16 protein-coding genes and 1 pseudogene are annotated in these 17,593 nt (G+C 55.3%); 8 read left to right on the top strand and 9 right to left on the bottom strand.

Annotated features, from left to right (window positions below):
• Window positions 1-151: 151 nt before the first annotated feature.
• The 6 genes and pseudogenes from ACR0J8_RS19995 to ACR0J8_RS19970 form a co-directional block, all read left to right on the top strand.
• Entirely contained in the window at window positions 152-1,615 is a 1,464-nt protein-coding gene (locus tag ACR0J8_RS19995) for a class I SAM-dependent methyltransferase (RefSeq protein WP_480891889.1), read from the top strand.
• A gap of 29 nt (window positions 1,616-1,644) precedes the next feature.
• Window positions 1,645-2,574 (top strand): class I SAM-dependent methyltransferase, encoded by a 930-nt coding sequence (locus tag ACR0J8_RS19990; protein ID WP_480891887.1) that lies wholly within the window; start codon window positions 1,645-1,647, stop codon window positions 2,572-2,574.
• 51 nt (window positions 2,575-2,625) lie between these two features.
• Window positions 2,626-3,543: an NAD-dependent epimerase/dehydratase family protein gene (locus ACR0J8_RS19985; RefSeq protein ID WP_480891884.1), complete on the top strand. Its 918-nt coding sequence runs from the start codon at window positions 2,626-2,628 to the stop codon at window positions 3,541-3,543.
• 124 nt (window positions 3,544-3,667) lie between these two features.
• Window positions 3,668-5,179, top strand: a complete 1,512-nt coding sequence (locus ACR0J8_RS19980) for a glycosyltransferase family 4 protein (protein ID WP_480891881.1) — start codon at window positions 3,668-3,670, stop codon at window positions 5,177-5,179.
• A 13-nt stretch (window positions 5,180-5,192) separates the two neighbouring features.
• Window positions 5,193-5,927 (top strand): glycosyltransferase family A protein, encoded by a 735-nt coding sequence (locus ACR0J8_RS19975; protein WP_480891879.1) that lies wholly within the window; start codon window positions 5,193-5,195, stop codon window positions 5,925-5,927.
• Between the two features lie 280 nt (window positions 5,928-6,207).
• Window positions 6,208-6,520, top strand: a pseudogene (locus tag ACR0J8_RS19970) (Tn3 family transposase); the annotation flags it as partial.
• Between the two features lie 67 nt (window positions 6,521-6,587).
• Here ACR0J8_RS19970 and ACR0J8_RS19965 read toward each other — a convergent pair.
• Genes ACR0J8_RS19965 through rfbF form a run of 5 tightly spaced genes read right to left on the bottom strand, consistent with a single transcriptional unit; the run spans window position 6,588 to window position 10,954 of the window.
• Window positions 6,588-6,980, bottom strand: a complete 393-nt coding sequence (locus ACR0J8_RS19965; protein WP_480891877.1) for a GtrA family protein — start codon at window positions 6,978-6,980, stop codon at window positions 6,588-6,590.
• A complete protein-coding gene (locus ACR0J8_RS19960; protein WP_480891875.1) occupies window positions 6,977-7,867 on the bottom strand; it encodes an NAD-dependent epimerase/dehydratase family protein in 891 nt (296 codons plus the stop codon). The genes ACR0J8_RS19965 and ACR0J8_RS19960 overlap by 4 nt, the downstream gene beginning before the upstream one ends.
• Window positions 7,867-9,099 carry a methyltransferase domain-containing protein gene (locus ACR0J8_RS19955; protein ID WP_480891873.1) on the bottom strand — a complete coding sequence of 411 codons (1,233 nt, stop codon included), beginning with the start codon at window positions 9,097-9,099 and terminating at the stop codon, window positions 7,867-7,869. The genes ACR0J8_RS19960 and ACR0J8_RS19955 overlap by 1 nt, the downstream gene beginning before the upstream one ends.
• A 5-nt stretch (window positions 9,100-9,104) precedes the next feature.
• Complete coding sequence (rfbG, locus tag ACR0J8_RS19950; RefSeq protein WP_480891870.1) at window positions 9,105-10,184, bottom strand: CDP-glucose 4,6-dehydratase; 1,080 nt, start codon at window positions 10,182-10,184, stop codon at window positions 9,105-9,107.
• The gene (rfbF, locus tag ACR0J8_RS19945; protein ID WP_480891867.1) at window positions 10,181-10,954 is read right to left on the bottom strand and encodes a glucose-1-phosphate cytidylyltransferase; all 774 of its coding nucleotides are present in this window, start codon (window positions 10,952-10,954) and stop codon (window positions 10,181-10,183) included. The genes rfbG and rfbF overlap by 4 nt, the downstream gene beginning before the upstream one ends.
• Window positions 10,955-11,049: 95 nt before the next feature.
• On the opposite strand from rfbF, the gene ACR0J8_RS19940 reads away from it, so the two are divergent.
• Window positions 11,050-11,334: a hypothetical protein gene (locus ACR0J8_RS19940; protein ID WP_480891864.1), complete on the top strand. Its 285-nt coding sequence runs from the start codon at window positions 11,050-11,052 to the stop codon at window positions 11,332-11,334.
• A gap of 291 nt (window positions 11,335-11,625) precedes the next feature.
• Window positions 11,626-13,104 (top strand): NAD(P)/FAD-dependent oxidoreductase, encoded by a 1,479-nt coding sequence (locus ACR0J8_RS19935; RefSeq protein WP_480891861.1) that lies wholly within the window; start codon window positions 11,626-11,628, stop codon window positions 13,102-13,104.
• Window positions 13,105-13,130: 26 nt separating this feature from the next.
• On the opposite strand, the gene ACR0J8_RS19930 is transcribed toward ACR0J8_RS19935, so the two are convergent.
• The 4 genes from ACR0J8_RS19930 to ACR0J8_RS19915 are packed head-to-tail and all read right to left on the bottom strand — an operon-like array spanning window position 13,131 to window position 17,530.
• Window positions 13,131-14,060, bottom strand: coding sequence for a sulfotransferase domain-containing protein (locus ACR0J8_RS19930; RefSeq protein ID WP_480891859.1), 930 nt, complete (start codon window positions 14,058-14,060; stop codon window positions 13,131-13,133).
• Entirely contained in the window at window positions 14,044-15,069 is a 1,026-nt protein-coding gene (locus ACR0J8_RS19925) for a glycosyltransferase family 2 protein (RefSeq protein WP_480891856.1), read from the bottom strand. Before ACR0J8_RS19925 ends, ACR0J8_RS19930 begins: the two co-directional genes overlap by 17 nt.
• The gene (locus ACR0J8_RS19920; RefSeq protein WP_480891853.1) at window positions 15,066-16,559 is read right to left on the bottom strand and encodes a hypothetical protein; all 1,494 of its coding nucleotides are present in this window, start codon (window positions 16,557-16,559) and stop codon (window positions 15,066-15,068) included. Before ACR0J8_RS19920 ends, ACR0J8_RS19925 begins: the two co-directional genes overlap by 4 nt.
• A complete protein-coding gene (locus ACR0J8_RS19915) occupies window positions 16,556-17,530 on the bottom strand; it encodes a UDP-glucuronic acid decarboxylase family protein (RefSeq protein ID WP_480891957.1) in 975 nt (324 codons plus the stop codon). The genes ACR0J8_RS19920 and ACR0J8_RS19915 overlap by 4 nt, the downstream gene beginning before the upstream one ends.
• Window positions 17,531-17,593: the final 63 nt, after the last annotated feature.

Below are 17,593 nucleotides of genomic sequence, written 5' to 3'. Positions count from 1 at the left end.
CCGTGCCAGATCCGCTTGGTTTTGAAATCCCAACATCCTGCGAGCCAAGAGCGTATCACACACGCAATTAGTGCGAGTTTTTCTACTTTACCATGTTACAGTTAATAGTTACTGAAAGCTTCAATGAATTGGTTGGAGAATTTTACCTGGCATGTCTGACCTGAAAATTGTAGACCCTCAGTTCGACATAGCATGGGAAACCGTAAAAGACTTCACCATGACCAGCCGTGAACGTGGCTACGCTTTGTGGTGCGCTGTTAACACTGTTGTCGATAACAATATTCCGGGTTGCATCGTTGAGTGTGGAGTTTGGAAAGGCGGTTCAGCAATGCTGATCGCCCTGGCCCTTAAGCAACGCGGCGTGTTGCGCGAAATTGTGCTTTTCGATACCTTTTCGGGTATGTCCGATCCTGGACCCGAGGATATCGACATCGACGGCGACCATGCATCGGTCCTCATGGCTGGTAAAAGTGGCGCCGAAATCGCTAAACTCGTCAAAGCCGAAGCCCCGCTTGAGCAGGTTCGAGCCGCTTTTGAAAGCACTGGATATGACATGCGTTTGGTTCGCTTCGTTGAAGGCAACGTCTGCGAAACACTATCTAAAACGCAAACTCTACACATAGCTTTACTGAGACTTGATACAGATTTTTATGACAGTTCTCTTGCTGAGCTTGAACACCTCTATCCACGCCTATCGCAGGGTGGCGTCATGATCATTGATGATTATGGTCATTGGCAAGGAGCCAAGAAGGCCGTGGAAGAGTATTTTGGCAAACCTGAAGAAACCGGTCATCAACGCCCGATGCTATGGGTAATTGACTACACCGGTCGGGGCTCGATCAAAGTCGAACCAGCCGCAAACATCGAAATTGACAGGTATGACTATACTCCTCCAGGGATGGATCCACCGGACCTACAGCCGCTTTTCCCCCACGCCATTCCCGGTAATCCTTGGGAGGTAAACTGGCCTTATCTGCGTTGCGCAACCCCCCATATTTGGCGTTTTGATGATCGGCACAAAGGCTATGTGACAGGAAATGCTTCGATTGAAGAAGCCGCCTGTCTTTATACGTTCGCCAGACAGTTTGATGGTAAACGCGGAATTGAAATTGGCACCTACTATGGCTGGACCGCTGCCCACCTTCTGGCTGCCGGCTTACGCCTGGATTGTGTCGATCCTGCTTTTGCAATCCCGTCCGTCGACTGGGATGTTCGCAATGTTCTGGACAAAACTCCCGGATCAAACGGTTATGCGCTTTGGGCAGAGCCGTCCCCTCAGTGCATCGATGCGGTTCGAAAGTCAGCTTCTGAGCCATGGTCTTTTGCGTTTATCGACGGCAATCATGATGGCGACGCCCCTCGGGATGATGCGCGCGCTGTTCTTCCACATCTAGCGCGCGATTCAATGGTTGTATTCCATGACCTGATGTCGCCACATGTCGAAGCTGGTCTTGACGTATTTCGAAAGGCCGGGTTTCAGACCCGATTAATTAACACGATGCAAATATTGGGGGTGGCGTGGCGTGGAAATGTCACGGTTCCAGATCATACGCCTGATCCGAACGTGCCTTACCCATGGTCTGAACATCTGCAGAAGTATTTCGCCGCAGAATAGCCCGAAGCAATAAAGGGACGAGTGAGCAAGTGAAACGTATTTCCCAAGCAATCAAATCACTGAGCCGCAAAAGCTCCTCACCGCCGGCTGTACCAGTGCCCAATATCTGGGAAAACTTTGTAACGCTGAATTCCGATGTCGAACCAGCCTTTAAACTTCTGGCACGAGCTAGCGATCATCTTGCGAACGACTCCAGAGTGAGTGAGTGGACCAATTTGAACTATGAGGCCGCGCTTGAACGAGATCATTATCCGATCCCAGACATAAATGACCGGGAAGGGTATTATGGTAAAGATCACTTCAGCTATTGGGCAAGTGGCCTGCAGGACGCCCGGCTTTTGGCGGATGTGGTGCAAAACTTAGGCACTGGTAAACTAAACGCGTGCCTTGATCTCGGATGTGCTTCAGGGCGAGTGCTCCGCCATCTGGCACTGGAGAATCCCGATTGCAGAGCCATCGGCTGTGATATCAATCGTCTCCATGTCGAATGGTGTAACGCGCATCTTCCTCTCAACTGTTCTGTGTTTCAGAACCACTCCATTCCATCACTACCGATTGAAGATAGTTCTCTGGATGCAGTCACTGCTTACAGCGTCTTTACTCACATCGAGGCACTCGAAACAGCTTGGCTGGCTGAGATTCGACGTGTTCTCAAGCCAGGCGGCATTGCCTGGCTTACGGTCCACACCGAACATACGCTTGCTGATATGGACGAAGACTGGCCGCTCTGGCGCCCAACAATGGAGCATCCGGATGCTCCATCGCGATTGGATTCCAATCGGAACTTCCAAGGCGACCGCATGGTGTTTCGTTACTTGGCAGAACGGTCCTATTCTTCAAATGTCTTCTACAAGTCCGACTACTTGACCAGCCGCTGGACACGTTTGCTGGACTTGTTGGAACTGCACAGGCGTTATCCAAGCTTTCAAGATGTAATGCTGATGCGGAAACCGATTTAGGAAATGGGTGGTCTCGCCGAACGGCAGGACCTCCAATAGGAGAGAAAGTTCATGCGCGCTGTTGTGTTGGGAGGCAATGGTTTCATAGGCTCTCATGTTGTGGACACATTGTTGGCTGGTGGGCACACTGTGACGGTGTTTGATCGGACGCTTGACAAGTTTCGCGCGCCTTTGCCCGGTGTAGAATACATTCTGGGTGACTTTCAGGACAAGATGACAATGGCCGAGGCCCTAAATGGCAAAGATGTGGTTTTTCATCTTATAAGCACGACTTTTCCAAGTACGGCCAATCTAGACCCAAAGGCGGACGTGTCGGGAAATCTGATTGGGACTCTGGGCCTGATCGAAATGATGAATTCTCTTGGGATAGCGCGTTTGGTTTACTTATCTTCTGGAGGAACAGTCTACGGACCTGCACCCAGCCACCCCATTCCCGAAGACCATCCACTTTGCCCAATAAACTCTTACGGCATCGTAAAAGTCGCAATCGAACAATATCTTAACATGTATCATAAAAGCCATGGGCTTAAGCCAATCGCAATTCGCGCGGCTAATCCATTTGGCCCACGTCAAGCCCATACCGGAGTTCAAGGTGTCATTTCCACATTCCTAAGACGCACTCAGGAAAGCCAGCCGATTGAAATCTGGGGTGATGGGAGCGTCGTGCGGGACTACCTTTTTGTCACAGACCTGGCCGATCTATGCGTGAAGGCTGCCGAAACGGAACATTGCGGCGCCGTTAATGCGGGCTCGGGGAAGGGCCGATCTCTAATTGAAGTGATCGACTCGATCGCGCGTGTGACCGGGGTGGCGCTTAATCCGGTTTTCAAACCAAGTCGGAAAATCGACGTGCCTTATTCTGTTTTAGATATTTCTCGCGCAAAGGATTTCTTCGATTGGGCCCCATCGGCAGATTTTGACCGAGCTATGCAGCGGACCTGGCAATGGTTTAGAAAGGCTTCCACCTAATGCACAGATACGGTAAACAAGTGTGTTGTTCGATGGATCGTATGCGAAGTGTGAAGAACACTAATCAATCTTATATTGTGCAACACACCATTTTCATTGGCCGATGAATAGGACCGGACTGTAGATGCCCCAGTCGGATGAAATTGAACAGCTTTATGCCAAGCTTGCGAATTTTGAACGAAACTCTACGAGTTCATCTTGGTTGTTTCGGCAATTGGGCAAGAAGATCAAATATTTTCCGCGTGATTTTTCACGAAGGCTGCGCCGTTCTTTGAGGAAAAGGCGTTTTCGGGCCAAACAGCTTAAAGTTGCGCAAAATCATCAGATCAATGCGGAAAGCCAAAACCGGAACGATCAAGTAGCCTCCCCCCGAAAGCGTTTTTCCCGGGTTAGCAAATTCTACATGTCCGACGATATGTTGGGGTTGATTGCCAGGGCCCGCGCCATCGATCCCGAGGTGGGGGAACTCACAGGCGAAGAATACAACTTGGAACTGCCTGTCGGGGATCACGAATACATAAAAATGCGTGAAGTGACCAAAACAATACCAAATACACGATATGATGCCGTTATCCTCATGCCCGCCGGGCGTATGGGCGGCGCGGATTTGGTGGCCGCCATCTTGGTTCGCACTCTTGCCAAGACTAAAAAAGTTCTGATTCTGAGAACGGACGATACCCATTGGGATTGCCCGCATTGGTATCCTAAAGATGTTGATTCCGTTGATATTTCTCAGAATTTGAAAGATATGCAAAATCCTCGTCTTGCGCTCTATGTGATCCTGACCGAAGTTGCGGCTCCCCAGGTTTTCAATGTCAACAGCCGTCTTGCTTTTGAGACGATGGTGGCCTTCGGTGCCCAACTTGCCAGTCAATTCAATCTTTATGCCTATTACTTCTGCGCTGATCGAACCCCGAACGGGAATGAAACGGGCTATCCAGTTTTGTTCTTCCAAAATATATTCTGCTATCTTGATGCGGCGATTTTAGATACACGCTACCTTTCTGAGATTCTTCAAAACCGGTTTGCCGTACCAGAAACCGAAGTGCACAGGCTGAAGACCATCTATACGCCAGCCCAGACCGACAGCACGCAGCCACCAGTGTCCGAACGACCATTATCGGAACCGGAGCGCAGCCGTGCCCGTATTCTGTGGGCAGGGCGCCTTGATCGGCAAAAGCGTTTCGATCTGGTCGCGCAAATTGCACGCGCGATGCCGGATGTCGAATTTCTCTGTTGGGGTAAGGCTGTTCTCGACAAACCACCATCCACTCGGATGCTTCCTAAAAACCTTAGTCTCAATCCCCCTTTTTCAGACTATAACGAATTGCCTTTGGCTGACTGTGATGGCTGGCTATACACCTCTGAATGGGATGGGTTGCCGACAATCCTCATTGAATTGGGCGCACTTGGGATGCCAATGGTCGCCAGCGCTGTTGGCGGTGTGCCCGAGCTTATCGACGATGAAACTGGCTGGCCTATCCCCGAGTTCGCAAGTGCTAGCGACTATGTCGCTCAAATTCGCGCCATGATTGGTGACCCGGATGGGCGCGTCGCACGTGGCCGTGCGCTTCAGCAACGCGTACGTGAAAGGCACTCGATGCAGGCATTTGTAGATTCAATAGATTCACTCTAAGGCCAGTACTTCCATGACCGATCAACCTGATGTAACAGCCATCATAACAGCGCACCGCGAAGGCCTACTTGCAGGGCCGGCAGCGCGCAGTCTTCAAGCATCGGTCGCAGCGGCTGAGAATACAAATATCAGATGCGAAATTGTCGTGGTTCTTGATCGTGCCGACAATCTGACCCGCGATGTATTGAGGAGTGCCCTTGGTGATACCGCGAGATATGTTGAGAGTGACACGGGCGATCCCGGTCTTGCGCGCAACAACGGTACTTCGGCGGCTATGGGAGAGTTTTCCTGTTTTTTAGATGGCGATGACCTTTGGTCAGAGAACTGGATTTCGGATGCTTTGGCCGCTGCACAGAAACGTCCTGATGCAGTACATCATTCTGCCTGCAATATGGTATTTGGATACCATAGGCTTCTTTTTTGGCACATGGATTCAGAAAGTTCCGAATTCGACTTTTCATATCTGGATTGGAGTAACTATTGGGACTCCCTCAGCTTTGCCAAGACCCAGATTTATCGGGAAACCCCCTTTATAGCTAACGACCTTACCCGAGGATTTGGCCATGAAGATTGGCACTGGAATGCAGTTACGATCACCAAGGGCATTCCACACAAACCCGTTCCCAACACAATGCATTTCAAACGCGCAAGGACTGGTTCTCAGATGAGCAAGGTTAATTCAATTGGGGGAATTCGGGCACCTTTAGGCAACGGAGAAATCCTTAGACTCCAAGAACCTTGGATTTGAACCCACACCGCATTGTAATGTGTGGACCGGTAAGCCGGCGACTAGGCTTAGGGTCAGGACCAATTAGTTTTGGGGCGGCGATCGCTTGGATCGAAAAACAAAACCTTGCCTCCAACATGGGTTCAATCTTAGCTTTGAAAGAAGCTACAGGTAACGGGTGCACCTTGCTAGGCTCAAACCGCCCCAAAACTAATAATACGCGGACACTCGATATTGTCCCGAACATGGGCGAAATGCTGAAACCTGCCGAGCTGATTGAGGTGAAAGGTGCATCTAGGCTGACACCGATATGCCGCGCCACGCCCAGATTGGTTTGAACAAGGGTGCAGCGCATCACGCCTTGAAGAACACTTTGCGCATTGGCAGGCAAGGTGAAATCCGGGATCGAACGGCTGAAGGTCAGCATTACAGGATGGCAGGCTTAAATCTACTGGCCGCAATCATCATCTATTGGAATACGGATCATCTCGCGCGCCGTCACTGCAAGAATGGACGATGGTCGAGATTGCCCACCAGAGCGTCTGTCGTATATCTCACCGCTAGGATGGGCGCATATTCTTTTGACAGGTGAATACAGATGGCCAAAACGATGACTGATCATCTTAGAATACTATCCTACCCCGTACCGGAATCTACCCCAAATAGAGGCTGGTCTATGCGCTACGACCAGGGAAAGCGACCGGTCAGCACCCGCCCGATCACGATATAGGCCAGTACAGCGACAGGCAGAACCAACAGCCCCTGCGCCACAATCGGTGGCTGGCCGGCCTTGAGCAGCGCCTGCAGACCCAGCGCATTGATGCCATAGAGACCTAAGTAAGCCAGTACATAGACCGGCAGCCGGGCCACGCCGCTGGTGCCGAAAACCAACCGGGCATGGGTGATGTAATTCCAAAGCACGCCCCCGGCGAAAGCCCAGGCCAGGGCAGGCTGCGCAGACAGGCCCGCAGCAAGCAGTAAGGCAAACAAAAGATAGCCAAAGCCGGTGTTAACAATGCCCACGGCCACAAAACGAAAGAAGGCCCATTTCTGATCTGAAAGCTTTGTCTTCATCCCTTTTTCGTTTCCGCGATCACAGCCGCAACCCCGGATGCCACATCATGTTTCGGAGTGAATCCGACCTCATTCCGTAACCGCACAACATTGGCGGTCAGACGATCGGGGTCATGTGTGGCGCGCGAGATTACGCCCAATCGGATCAAATCGGGGCGCCCCAACTGCGCCGCAACCTCTTCGATCAACTCTCGCACCGCAATGCCCGTGCCGCTGGCGATGTTGATCGCGCCTGTGACATCGGATGCCAGAAGACGTGTTAGTGCACGGGCCAGATCGTCTACATGCAGAAAGTCGCGCTCTTGTTTGGCGTCGGTGCAGTCTATCGCCTCGCCCCGGCTCAGATTGCCGATCAGGTCGCCAAGCAGGCGACCGGGGGGCTCGTTCGGGCCGTATACAAAGAAAATCCGCGCCCATGCGATTGAAATACCAAGAACCGGCCCCGCCGCACATAAGGCCAGCCCGGTGCCAGCCTTGGCCGCACCATAGGGGGTATGGGGGCGCAAGGGTGTGGTCTCGGCCAACTCCGGAGCCGACCAGTCATATTCCGCGCAACTGCCTGCGCACAGGACCCTTTGCCCACCATGCCGGGCAAATTCACGCACCAGATGCAATGTCGCGGCCATCCAGTCGAGATTGGCGGGGGAAGTCCAGCGGTCTTTGGGGTCGTCATGCCAGGCAAGATGGACCAGATGCGTCGCGCGGGCTTGGCGAATTGCGTTCGAGGTCTCGTTCGGGGCTAGAAGATCGCATGTGATGACTTGACTGGCGGCTTCAGCAGTGCCGTTGCGGGTGATGGCAATCACCTCATGCCCGGCCCGAGTCAACCCGTGCAGGGTGGCGCGCCCTATCAGACCGCTGGTGCCGGTCAGAAGAACCCGGGCCATCAGCTTACCCTGATGTCCGGCACAGCTGTCACCCAACGCGTGCCATGGTCCCGCAGGTCCGACAGCTGGCTGATGACTTCTTCCCTGATATTCCAGGGAAGGATCACCACGAAATCGGGCGGATCAGCCCTGAGCGCTTCGACTGGATGCACAGGGATTCGGCTGCCGGGCAAAAGCGTGTTCTGCTTGGCCGGGTTGCGATCAACGCAGTAAGAGATCAGATCGGGCCCGATTGCGGCATAGTTCAGCAGCGTGTTGCCCTTAGCCGCAGCCCCATAGGCCGCAACGGTTTTCCCGTCGGCCTTGGCAGTTTCCAGAAAATCCAGCAACCCGTCGCGCACCTGTTCAACCCGGGCGGTGAAATTCATATACCCTTCCGGTCGGTCCATCTGGGCGGCGGCCTCGTCGGCGCGCACCTTGGCCAGACCGGACCCTTCGGCGTAGCTTGCGCTTTCAAGGCAGGCAAAAACCCTGAGTGATCCACCATGTGTCGGCAGTTCCTCGACATCGAAAACCCGCAATCCTGCCTTGGCAAAGATCTTTTCGACCGTCAGCAGGGATAGGTAAGAGTAATGCTCGTGATAGATGGTGTCGAACTGAACCTGTTGAATAAGGTTCAGTAGATGCGGGAACTCGACCGTGTAGACCGCGTTCCCATGCAACAGGGTCGCAATCCCGCCGACGAAATCATTGATATCGGGCACATGCGCCAGAACATTGGCCGAGGCTATCAGGGCGGGCCGTTTGCCATCCGCTACCAGTCGCTCTGCCAGTGACTTGCCAAAGAACTCAACCATGGTCGGCACGTTCTTTTCTTCAGCAACCTTCGCAACATTGGCCGAGGGCTCGATCCCCAGAACCGGAATGCCGCGCGCGACGAAGAATTGTAGCAGATAGCCATCATTCGAGGCGATCTCGACCACCAGACTGTCCTGGTCCAGATCGAAGCGCCGGGTCATGTTTTTAGCGTAAGCCTTGCAATGGGCCAGCCAACTGTCCGAGAACGAAGAGAAATATGCATAGTCTTGCGAGAAGATATTTTCTGGAGGGACCGCATCATCAACCTGTGCCAGCCAGCAATTGGTGCAGACCCGCGTATGCAGGGGATAGGTTGCGTCGGGGGTGTCGGCCCGGTCCGCGCGGACATAGGAATTGGCCAGCGGCGACAGTCCCAAATCGACAAGGGTCAGCCCCAACGGAGCATCACAATGACGGCAGTGCGGTTCGGGCATATCTCTCATCCCTGTCTCTGACTCAGTGTTTCATAGGCGGCAATCTGTGCGTGGCATAGTTCTGATGCCGATTGGCCACGGGCCCAGCATGCGTACCAATCGGCCGTGAAGACCACGGTTTCCTCAAAGCTCATGACCGGGTGCCAGCCCAGCCCGGTCCGGGCTTTCGTTACATCCAGCCGTAACATGCTGGCTTCGTGTAGAGTGGCGGCATCCGGATCGACTTCGATCCGGCCCTGACCCAATGCGCAGACGACTGCCCGGGCAACATCAATGACCGGGCGTTCATCGTCCCGGTCCGGTCCGAAATTCCAGCCGCTGGCGAAATCTGCATTTCTGTCCAGTGCCTGCGCCAGCATCAGGTATCCGCGCAACGGTTCCAGCACATGTTGCCAGGGGCGAATGGCGTTGGGATGGCGCAGGTGGACACAGCCATCGCCCCCCAGGCATCCACGCACGATATCCGGCACCAGCCGGTCTTCGGCCCAGTCGCCCCCGCCGATGACATTTCCGGCGCGGGCAGTTGCGATCTGCGCCGGGTGTGCGTTGGCCGCATGATCTGAGAAGAAACTGCGGCGCATCGCAGCCGCTGCGATCTCGGTCGCACCTTTCGAGGCAGAATAGGGGTCATGTCCGCCCATCGGGTCGGTCTCACGATAGCCCCGGTTCTGTTCGACATTCTCATAGGCCTTGTCCGAGGTGGCAACGACCACGGCCCGAAGGTTGGGGGCGGCCCGCAACGCGTCCAGCGCCTGAACCGTACCAAGTACGTTGCTGGCAAAAGTTTCGACCGGTGCGCGGTAAGACCGGCGGACCAGCGATTGCGCTGCAAGGTGAAATACGAACTCGGGATCCGCCTCGGCGATGGCCTTGTCGAGCGTTTCGCGATCGTTGAGATCGCCCGTCACTGACCGAACTTCCGGCAGATCCAGCAGGGACCACAGATTGGGTTCGGTTTCCGGTGATAGGGCATAGCCCGTCACTTTCGCACCTGCCGCCGACAGCCAGGCCGACAACCACGCCCCTTTGAAACCGGTATGGCCGGTCACCAGAACCCGCCGCCCTGCAAAGGCCGCCGCCGTCATTCCCAGATCTTCCAGGGGGCTTGCCCGCTGGCCCAGAACTCCTCAAGCTCGTGGCGTTCGCGGATCGTGTCCATCGGTTGCCAGAACCCTTTATGTTCAAACGCCATCAGCTCGCCATCGCGGGCCAGGCCGGTCAGGGGTTCCCGTTCCCAGGCGGTTGTGTCGCTGCCTAGGTATTTTCCGACTTCCGGTGACAGCACAAAAAAGCCGCCATTGATCAACCCACCATCACCTACGGGTTTTTCGCTGAAGCTTTGAACCTGATCGCCGGAGCGTTCCAGTTGACCGAACCGTCGCGGGGGCGGAACTGCGGTAACTGTCGCAAGTTTGTCGTGGTTACGGTGGAACGCGATGCTTGCGCCGACATCTATGTCTCCGACACCGTCCCCATATGTCAGGCAAAAAGCCTCTTCATCCTGCAACAGTGGCATGACGCGGCCAAGCCGGCCGCCGGTCTGGCTGTTTTCACCCGTATCGACCAGCGTCACGCGCCAGGATTCGGATTTGCTGTTGGCGGTTTCCAGACGGCCGGTGGCCAGATCAATCGTGACATCCGAACTGTGCAGAAAGAAGTTCGCGAAATACTCCTTGATCACATAGCCCTTGTAACCCAGGCAGACAATGAAATCGGTGATGCCATGTGCGGCGTAGATTTTCATGATGTGCCAGAGGATCGGTTTTCCTCCGATCTCGACCATCGGCTTCGGTATCCTGATGGTTTCTTCGCTCAGCCTGGTTCCAAGGCCCCCGGCCAGAATAACGCACTTCATAAAAACAGCTCCTCAGACGCAAACGGAGCCGGCTTTTCGCCAGCCGCGAGCCTCAGTTAAGCAACCTTGCTACAATCAAACACGGCTATAGTAGGATGGCAGCGCCCGGTGCATGTCAAGATTCATCGAACCAAGCTTTGCTGCACGATGGTTCCCCACTGGTGGGGATGTCAAAACACGTACAATTTGACAAAGAACGCGAGATTGTTGCCCGGGTGCTGCAAATCAATCAACCGCACCCAACCATGGTGTTTTGCGTTCAGAAAATGATCTATCGGGATGTGAAAAGGCGCCGCGCTTTGTGGTTTCGCTCGCCTGTGGACGCGACCACATCTATTCCGGGCCAAAATGCGGCATGGACAGTTATCACCGCTTTATAACACTGAATTCAAAGACATAAATTGCACCAGAAAACAGGGCGCGACCTGGCCGTTTGAGGTTTCAAGACATATTTTTTGATTGAGTTAAGTCAGGGCCACGCCGGAGACGGGCCTCATATGTATAGTGTAACACAGATGAGGCCACGGTGCAGTAGACGGGCCATTTAAGGGTGTTCACGTCAGGAGCGGCTTTTGCTCCACTGCAAATTTTCAGGTTTCGTAGATTTTGGTGTGAATTGACGGCAACGTCTAGTAGCCTGAAGCAAGAGTTTTGGTATGGATGTTAGTGATTTGAAAAAAGATATTGTTCCAGTCGTTGTCATTGGCGGTGGACCGGCGGGTCTGACCGCAGCTTTTGAGCTTCAAAAACTAAGCGATACCCACGTTCCTCAGGTCTACGAAGCTTCGGACATGGTTGGCGGCATCTCGCGGACCGAGACTCACAAGGGCTATCGTTTCGATATTGGTGGACATCGGTTCTTCACTAAAGTCGGCGAAGTCGAGGACATGTGGCATGAAGTGATGGGCGACGATTTCATCACCGTTCAGCGCCTGAGCCGCATCTTTTATCGCAACAAATTCTACGACTACCCGCTGCGCATCTTCAACGCCCTGGGCAATATCGGTCCTTATGAGACCTACAAGATCATCGGCAGCTTCATCAAATGGAAGATCCGGCCCAAACCGCAGGAAGATACGTTTGAGGAATGGGTGATCAACCGGTTCGGCGGGCGGCTGTACATGCACTTCTTCCATAGCTACACGCAAAAGGTCTGGGGGATTTCACCCAAGGAAATCCAGGCCGACTGGGCCGCGCAGCGGATCAAGAATCTGTCCCTGCCCAAGGCCGTCTGGAATGCGATTTCGGGGGCCAATGACACCGCCAGCCTGATCGAGGAATTCCAGTATCCGCGCCTGGGTCCCGGCATGATGTGGGAAAAGACCCGCGATCTGATCCGGGAAAAGGGCGGCAGCGTCGAAACCCGGTCAGAAGTAGTGAAGGTGAACCGTGATGGCAACCGCGTGACCTCGATCGACGTGCGCCACTGGACCGAAGATGGCGAAAGACATATCGAACGGGTTGAGGGAGCCGAATTCATCAACTCGATGGCCGTGCGTGACCTGATCCACGCGTTTGATCCTCCGCCGCCGCCCGAGGTGCTTGAGGCTGCCGATCGCCTGCGCTATCGCGACTTCCTGATCGTGACGTTGATCCTGGACCATGCTGATCCGTTCCCGGACAATTGGATCTATATCCACAGCCCCAAGGTCAAAGTAGGCCGTATTCAGAATTTCCGGGCGTGGTCAAAGGAAATGCTGCCGGATCAGAACACCGCGTCGATCGGCATGGAGTATTTCTGTCAGAAGGATGACGGGTTGTGGTCATCCTCAAACGAAGACCTTAGAAAGCTTGCCAGTGAAGAGCTGGAGCAGCTTGGTCTGGCCAAGGCCAGCGACGTCGTTGATTTTGCGGTCATCCGGCAGCCCAAGGCCTATCCGGTATACGATACCGAATACAAGGACGCACTGGGAACGGTCAGCGACTGGCTGAAGACGTTCGAGAATTTTCAGACCGTCGGCCGCAACGGCCTGCATCGTTACAACAATCAGGACCATTCGATGCTGTCAGCGATGTATGCCGCACGCAATATTCTGGGCGAAGAGAACGATGTCTGGGACGTGAATGTCGAACGTTCGTACCACGAAGAATTCGAGGTCAAGCCCGAGAAGAAAAAGATGATGGGTGGAAAAACAAATAAGATCGCATAAACGCGGCCTTGCTGCGGATCTGAGCGTCAGTGTTTCCAGGCGCTCAGGTCGCGATCCAGAAGTTGCTCAAGATTTTCGATTTCGGGGACAAGCCGGTCTTGCAGAATTTCACGTGCCCGAGCTGGCATGTTCGTATCGCGTTTGAGGTTCATTTCCGACAGACGATCCCGGATTCTGCGGCGGGTCTCTAGCGGCATTACACGGGCGATCATCCCGGTGATCGGGTTTGGCTTCATCAGAAAATCCTGAAAGATGCGGCTACGCGGAACACCACCCGCATTGACCCGCCCCGCCATATCCGGGCTGAAGCCGGGCTTTGCACCCACAAAACCTGTAATGTCGTCGATGACAGTCTGTGGATCGGCCTGAAACTCTTCGTACGTGCGGATCAGGAACTGATCCCGGTCGAACATGTCGAAGTACCGAGTCAGTTGCTGCGCATACAGCGGATAGCGGGAATAGCCGAACAGGGGTTGCCACCCGGCGGCCAGTCTTTCCTCTTCTGCCTCCAGCGCGGCGGTGAAATCCTCCAGCGGCTCAATCCGTTGTTTCACCGCATACATGTAATGCGACATCGCCTGATCGACCGGATTGCGCAAAATGACTACCATGCGCACCTTTGGGATGTGGCTGTGAATCCGTTCGGGCGCCTTGGGGGCGTAAAGGTAGAGCGGCGACGCCTCGCCACAGACAGAGTGTTCCGGGGCTTCGGCGAACAGAGCACCATAGGCCTCGACATCTGTGACCGAGTTGTTGACGTAATCTGCTCCGGGGCCGGTATAGGTCAGCGTCTCGCCCTCAAAGGCGAAGAAATTCGGCTCCTTGGAGGTGGGCATGAAGATGCTCGGGTTCTGCCGCATATAGCTGTAAAGCGCGGTGGTTCCTGCGCGCGCCGCACCGATGATCAAAAAGTCGGGCAGCCGCAGCTTGGACAAGGCATCAAGTGCGTGTGACATGAAGTTTCTGCTTTTGCCTCAGCACATGATACTCGAACAGGCACCAAACATAGACGCTGGTAGAATAGACGTAGTAAACCTGATGATACAGCAGGCATTTGAACGCAAACCACGGCCCGCCATGCCCTGACATGGCGCGCACCAGATCGAAATTGGCGACAAAGGCCGCTGCCAGTAACAGCAGGGGCAGGGGCCACGTCGCCGGCCAGAATGGCAGCGCCAGGATTGACAGCAGCAACATACCCGCAATTCCGGCCCGTAACCGTTCGGCGGTCGAGGTGTTCAGATCATCGGTCAGCCCCTCGCGTGAAATCATCAGCCGCGACCAGGGCAGGGCGCGGCAGAAGATATCGGTGCTCAGGCTGTTGCGCATGGTCCAGACTTTCAGGTGCTTGCCCTGCAGCCGGGGCTCGACAAGGATGCGCCGCCCGGTTCCCGCGATCCGGTAGCCCAGTTCGATATCCTCGATCGAGGGGACTTCGTAGGTTTTCACATCAAACCCGCCAACCTCGTTGAACACATCGCGGCGGATTGCGCCGCAGCCGGCCCAGAAGGTGCGGGCCTCGCGCTGCGCGCGCTGATGGTGATAGCGGTGCAGCAGGTTCTTGTAGCGCGAAAACCAGGCCTGCCCGTCCGGCGCATCGTCATATGAGCCAAACACCGCCCCGACATTGTCTTCGGACATCGCGCTGCGGATATGTTCGGCCCCGTCCGGCCAGGCGATGACATCGGAATCGACGAACCACAGGATGTCACCCGTGGCATGTTCGGCGGCCAGATTGCGCGCCGCCCCCGGCCCGCCATTGACCGGCGTGGTCAGAACGCTCGCCCCCATTTCGCGGGCCAGCGCCGCGGTGCCGTCGGGGGACTGGTCATCCACCACCAGAACCTCCTGCACCTGGCCGGCGTTCAACATTCCGATCAGGGGGGGCAGGACACGGGGCAGCAGATGTTCCGCATTGTAGGCGGGCATGATCACGCTGATGGAAAGGGATTGGTCTGAAGTCACGTGGGGTCTCCGGCAGTGGCGCGCGGCGGTCCTGACCGCTGAACAAGAAGAAGAAAGGCCGCAGTAAAGGGCAGCAGCCACATCACGCGCGCACCATAGCGGTCCGCGGGTTGTGAAACACCGCCGCAAACCAGCGCATTGACGGCAATTCCGATCAGGATGAACAGCGCAAACAGCTTGATATCCGACGACACGCTGCGCGGCCTTACCAGAATAATCAGGATAAAGGCGAAGGATGCGGCATAGATAATACCGTGCAGAATATCAGCGCTTTCAATCCAGGTCCTGTCCTCGGACAAAAACCCGTTCTGGATCAGATCATGCTGTGCGTCACTCAGACGAGCCAGTTGGCGGGCGTTACTCACTTCCACATCCGACGGGATCGTCATGACGATGCTATAGCGCAGGATTTGCCTATACCCGTTCTTGGCCAGCGCCAACGATGTCGAGGCCGGATGGGACAGAAACACCGATTTGGCAAAATCACGTTGCGCGAGGGCAACCCACTTCTGATCTTCGGGTGTCATCAACCGGAACGAACCAAGGCGGGAGGAGCGTTCGAAAATGATATGGGACGGTGTCATCCGACGTGGGTCGTCAGACCAGGAAAGCGCTTCATGCAGGGCGCAGGTTGGGATCTCAGTGTTTGGGCACACCTCATTCAGATAATCCATGCCCGGCCCATCAACGATAAGCCGGGCGGTGATATGGGGGGTATAGACAACCTCCTTCTTTGTCGCAGTTTCCACCGTGACCTGAAAAGCTTTGCGCTCGGCAACCGCGAGGGCAACAACGGCCACCATCAGAACGGTTGTGCGCCAGCGCCCCGACAACCTGCTAAAGGCCGCGACCACAATGACAAAGGGGATCATCAAGCCCGCAATCGCCAGATGCGACGGATGCAGAAGAACGCAGAACAGGGCCAGCCCGGACATCAGCAAAAGCTCCCAGATTTGCATCTTTCGCCCAAAGGCTGTCAGGACCGCAATCACGATCAGCAGAACCGGCGCAAAAATGTCCGGCATCATATACGCAATATAAAAGGGCAACGAGGTGCAGGCGGCCGCCAGAAGCGGAACCGAGATCATTGCAGCTGTGTTTTGTAGACCATCCAGGGATCGGCCGACCGTTCGCGCCAGCATCCACGCCACCAACAAAGTGGCCAGAAGGTGCAGGACCGGAACAGCGTATAAGACATTGGCACGGAAGAACGACGCCATGATGAGGCCATAAATCAGCGACCGGGATCCGGTGGCTGTGTTATCCTCGTCGGCAGCATAGCTTCCGCCGGATACGCTGCCTTCGTTTGCCGGCGGTAGGATCGTGTTCAGAGCGACACTGCCCTGCCGGATATAGCTGCCAGTGTCAAAATAATAGAGCGGTCCCCCATTGATCAGCAGTGCCGACACACAGGCGAGTATCGCCGCGATCAACAGCAGGGCTGCGCCAGCCCTCCAAGACGATTTATCAGAGGTAACCGATAGGGTCATATCCGTTCTGCAGGTTTCTCCGCCGCCATTGCAGTGTGCTGAAAATAAGTGATCGTGGCCTTCAACCCATCCTCAAGCGCGACCTTCGGCACCCAGTTCAACTGTTCCCTAGCGCGGGCGATATCCGGCTGGCGCTGGATAGGGTCGTCCTGCGGCAACTGGCGCTGGACCAGTTCCGATTTCGAGCCGGTCAGGCGGATCACGGATTCGGCGAGTTCGAGGATGCTCAGTTCGACCGGGTTGCCCAGGTTGATCGGCCCGGTCACGTCCTTGGGCGATTCCATCAGCTTTATCAGCCCGTCGATCAGATCCGAGACGAAACAGAAGGACCGGGTCTGGCTGCCGTCGCCGTAGATGGTGATCGGTTCACCCGCCAGCGCCTGCATGATGAAATTGGACACCACGCGCCCGTCATCGGGGTGCATGTTAGGCCCGTATGTGTTGAAGATCCGCGCCACCTTGATCGGCAGGCCGTGCTGCCGGTTGTAGTCAAAGAACAGCGTTTCGGCGCAGCGCTTGCCCTCGTCATAACATGAGCGCGGCCCGATCGGATTGACGTGACCCACATAATCCTCGGTCTGCGGATGGACTTGCGGATCGCCATACACTTCCGAGGTCGAGGCCTGCAGGATGCGCGCACCCACCCGCTTGGCCAGCCCCAGCATGTTGATCGCGCCATGCACGGCCGTCTTGGTCGTCTGCACCGGATCGTGCTGGTAATGAAACGGCGAGGCGGGACAGGCCAGATTATAGATCTCGTCCACCTCGACATAGAGCGGGAAGGTCACATCGTGGCGCATGACCTCGAACCGGGGATTGCTCAGAAGATGACGCAGGTTCCCGCGCCGCCCGGTAAAGAAGTTGTCGACACATAAAACCTCGTACCCGCGCTCCAGCAGGGTGGCGCAAAGGTGCGAGCCCAGAAACCCGGCCCCGCCTGTCACCAGGATCCGTTTTGCGTCGAGATGCATGTCGTTGGGATCAAAATCAGGCGCGTTCATCAGCGTTCTCTGCAGTTAAGTCCGACCGGCATC

The organism is Ruegeria sp. N11 (assembly GCF_056531525.1).
This window is presented reverse-complemented; position numbering and strand designations above follow the sequence as displayed.

Bases quoted from the DNA above. Each gene is read 5' to 3' on its own strand.
- ACR0J8_RS19995 (WP_480891889.1), top strand. From the start codon at position 152: ATGTCTGACCTGAAAATTGTAGACCCTCAGTTCGACATAGCATGGGAA.
- ACR0J8_RS19985 (WP_480891884.1), top strand. From the start codon at position 2,626: ATGCGCGCTGTTGTGTTGGGAGGCAATGGTTTCATAGGCTCTCATGTT.
- ACR0J8_RS19980 (WP_480891881.1), top strand. From the start codon at position 3,668: ATGCCCCAGTCGGATGAAATTGAACAGCTTTATGCCAAGCTTGCGAAT.
- ACR0J8_RS19975 (WP_480891879.1), top strand. From the start codon at position 5,193: ATGACCGATCAACCTGATGTAACAGCCATCATAACAGCGCACCGCGAA.
- ACR0J8_RS19965 (WP_480891877.1), bottom strand. From the start codon at position 6,980: ATGAAGACAAAGCTTTCAGATCAGAAATGGGCCTTCTTTCGTTTTGTG.
- ACR0J8_RS19960 (WP_480891875.1), bottom strand. From the start codon at position 7,867: ATGGCCCGGGTTCTTCTGACCGGCACCAGCGGTCTGATAGGGCGCGCC.
- ACR0J8_RS19955 (WP_480891873.1), bottom strand. From the start codon at position 9,099: ATGCCCGAACCGCACTGCCGTCATTGTGATGCTCCGTTGGGGCTGACC.
- rfbG (WP_480891870.1), bottom strand. From the start codon at position 10,184: ATGACGGCGGCGGCCTTTGCAGGGCGGCGGGTTCTGGTGACCGGCCAT.
- rfbF (WP_480891867.1), bottom strand. From the start codon at position 10,954: ATGAAGTGCGTTATTCTGGCCGGGGGCCTTGGAACCAGGCTGAGCGAA.
- ACR0J8_RS19940 (WP_480891864.1), top strand. From the start codon at position 11,050: ATGGCAGCGCCCGGTGCATGTCAAGATTCATCGAACCAAGCTTTGCTG.
- ACR0J8_RS19930 (WP_480891859.1), bottom strand. From the start codon at position 14,060: ATGTCACACGCACTTGATGCCTTGTCCAAGCTGCGGCTGCCCGACTTT.
- ACR0J8_RS19920 (WP_480891853.1), bottom strand. From the start codon at position 16,559: ATGACCCTATCGGTTACCTCTGATAAATCGTCTTGGAGGGCTGGCGCA.
- ACR0J8_RS19915 (WP_480891957.1), bottom strand. From the start codon at position 17,530: ATGCATCTCGACGCAAAACGGATCCTGGTGACAGGCGGGGCCGGGTTT.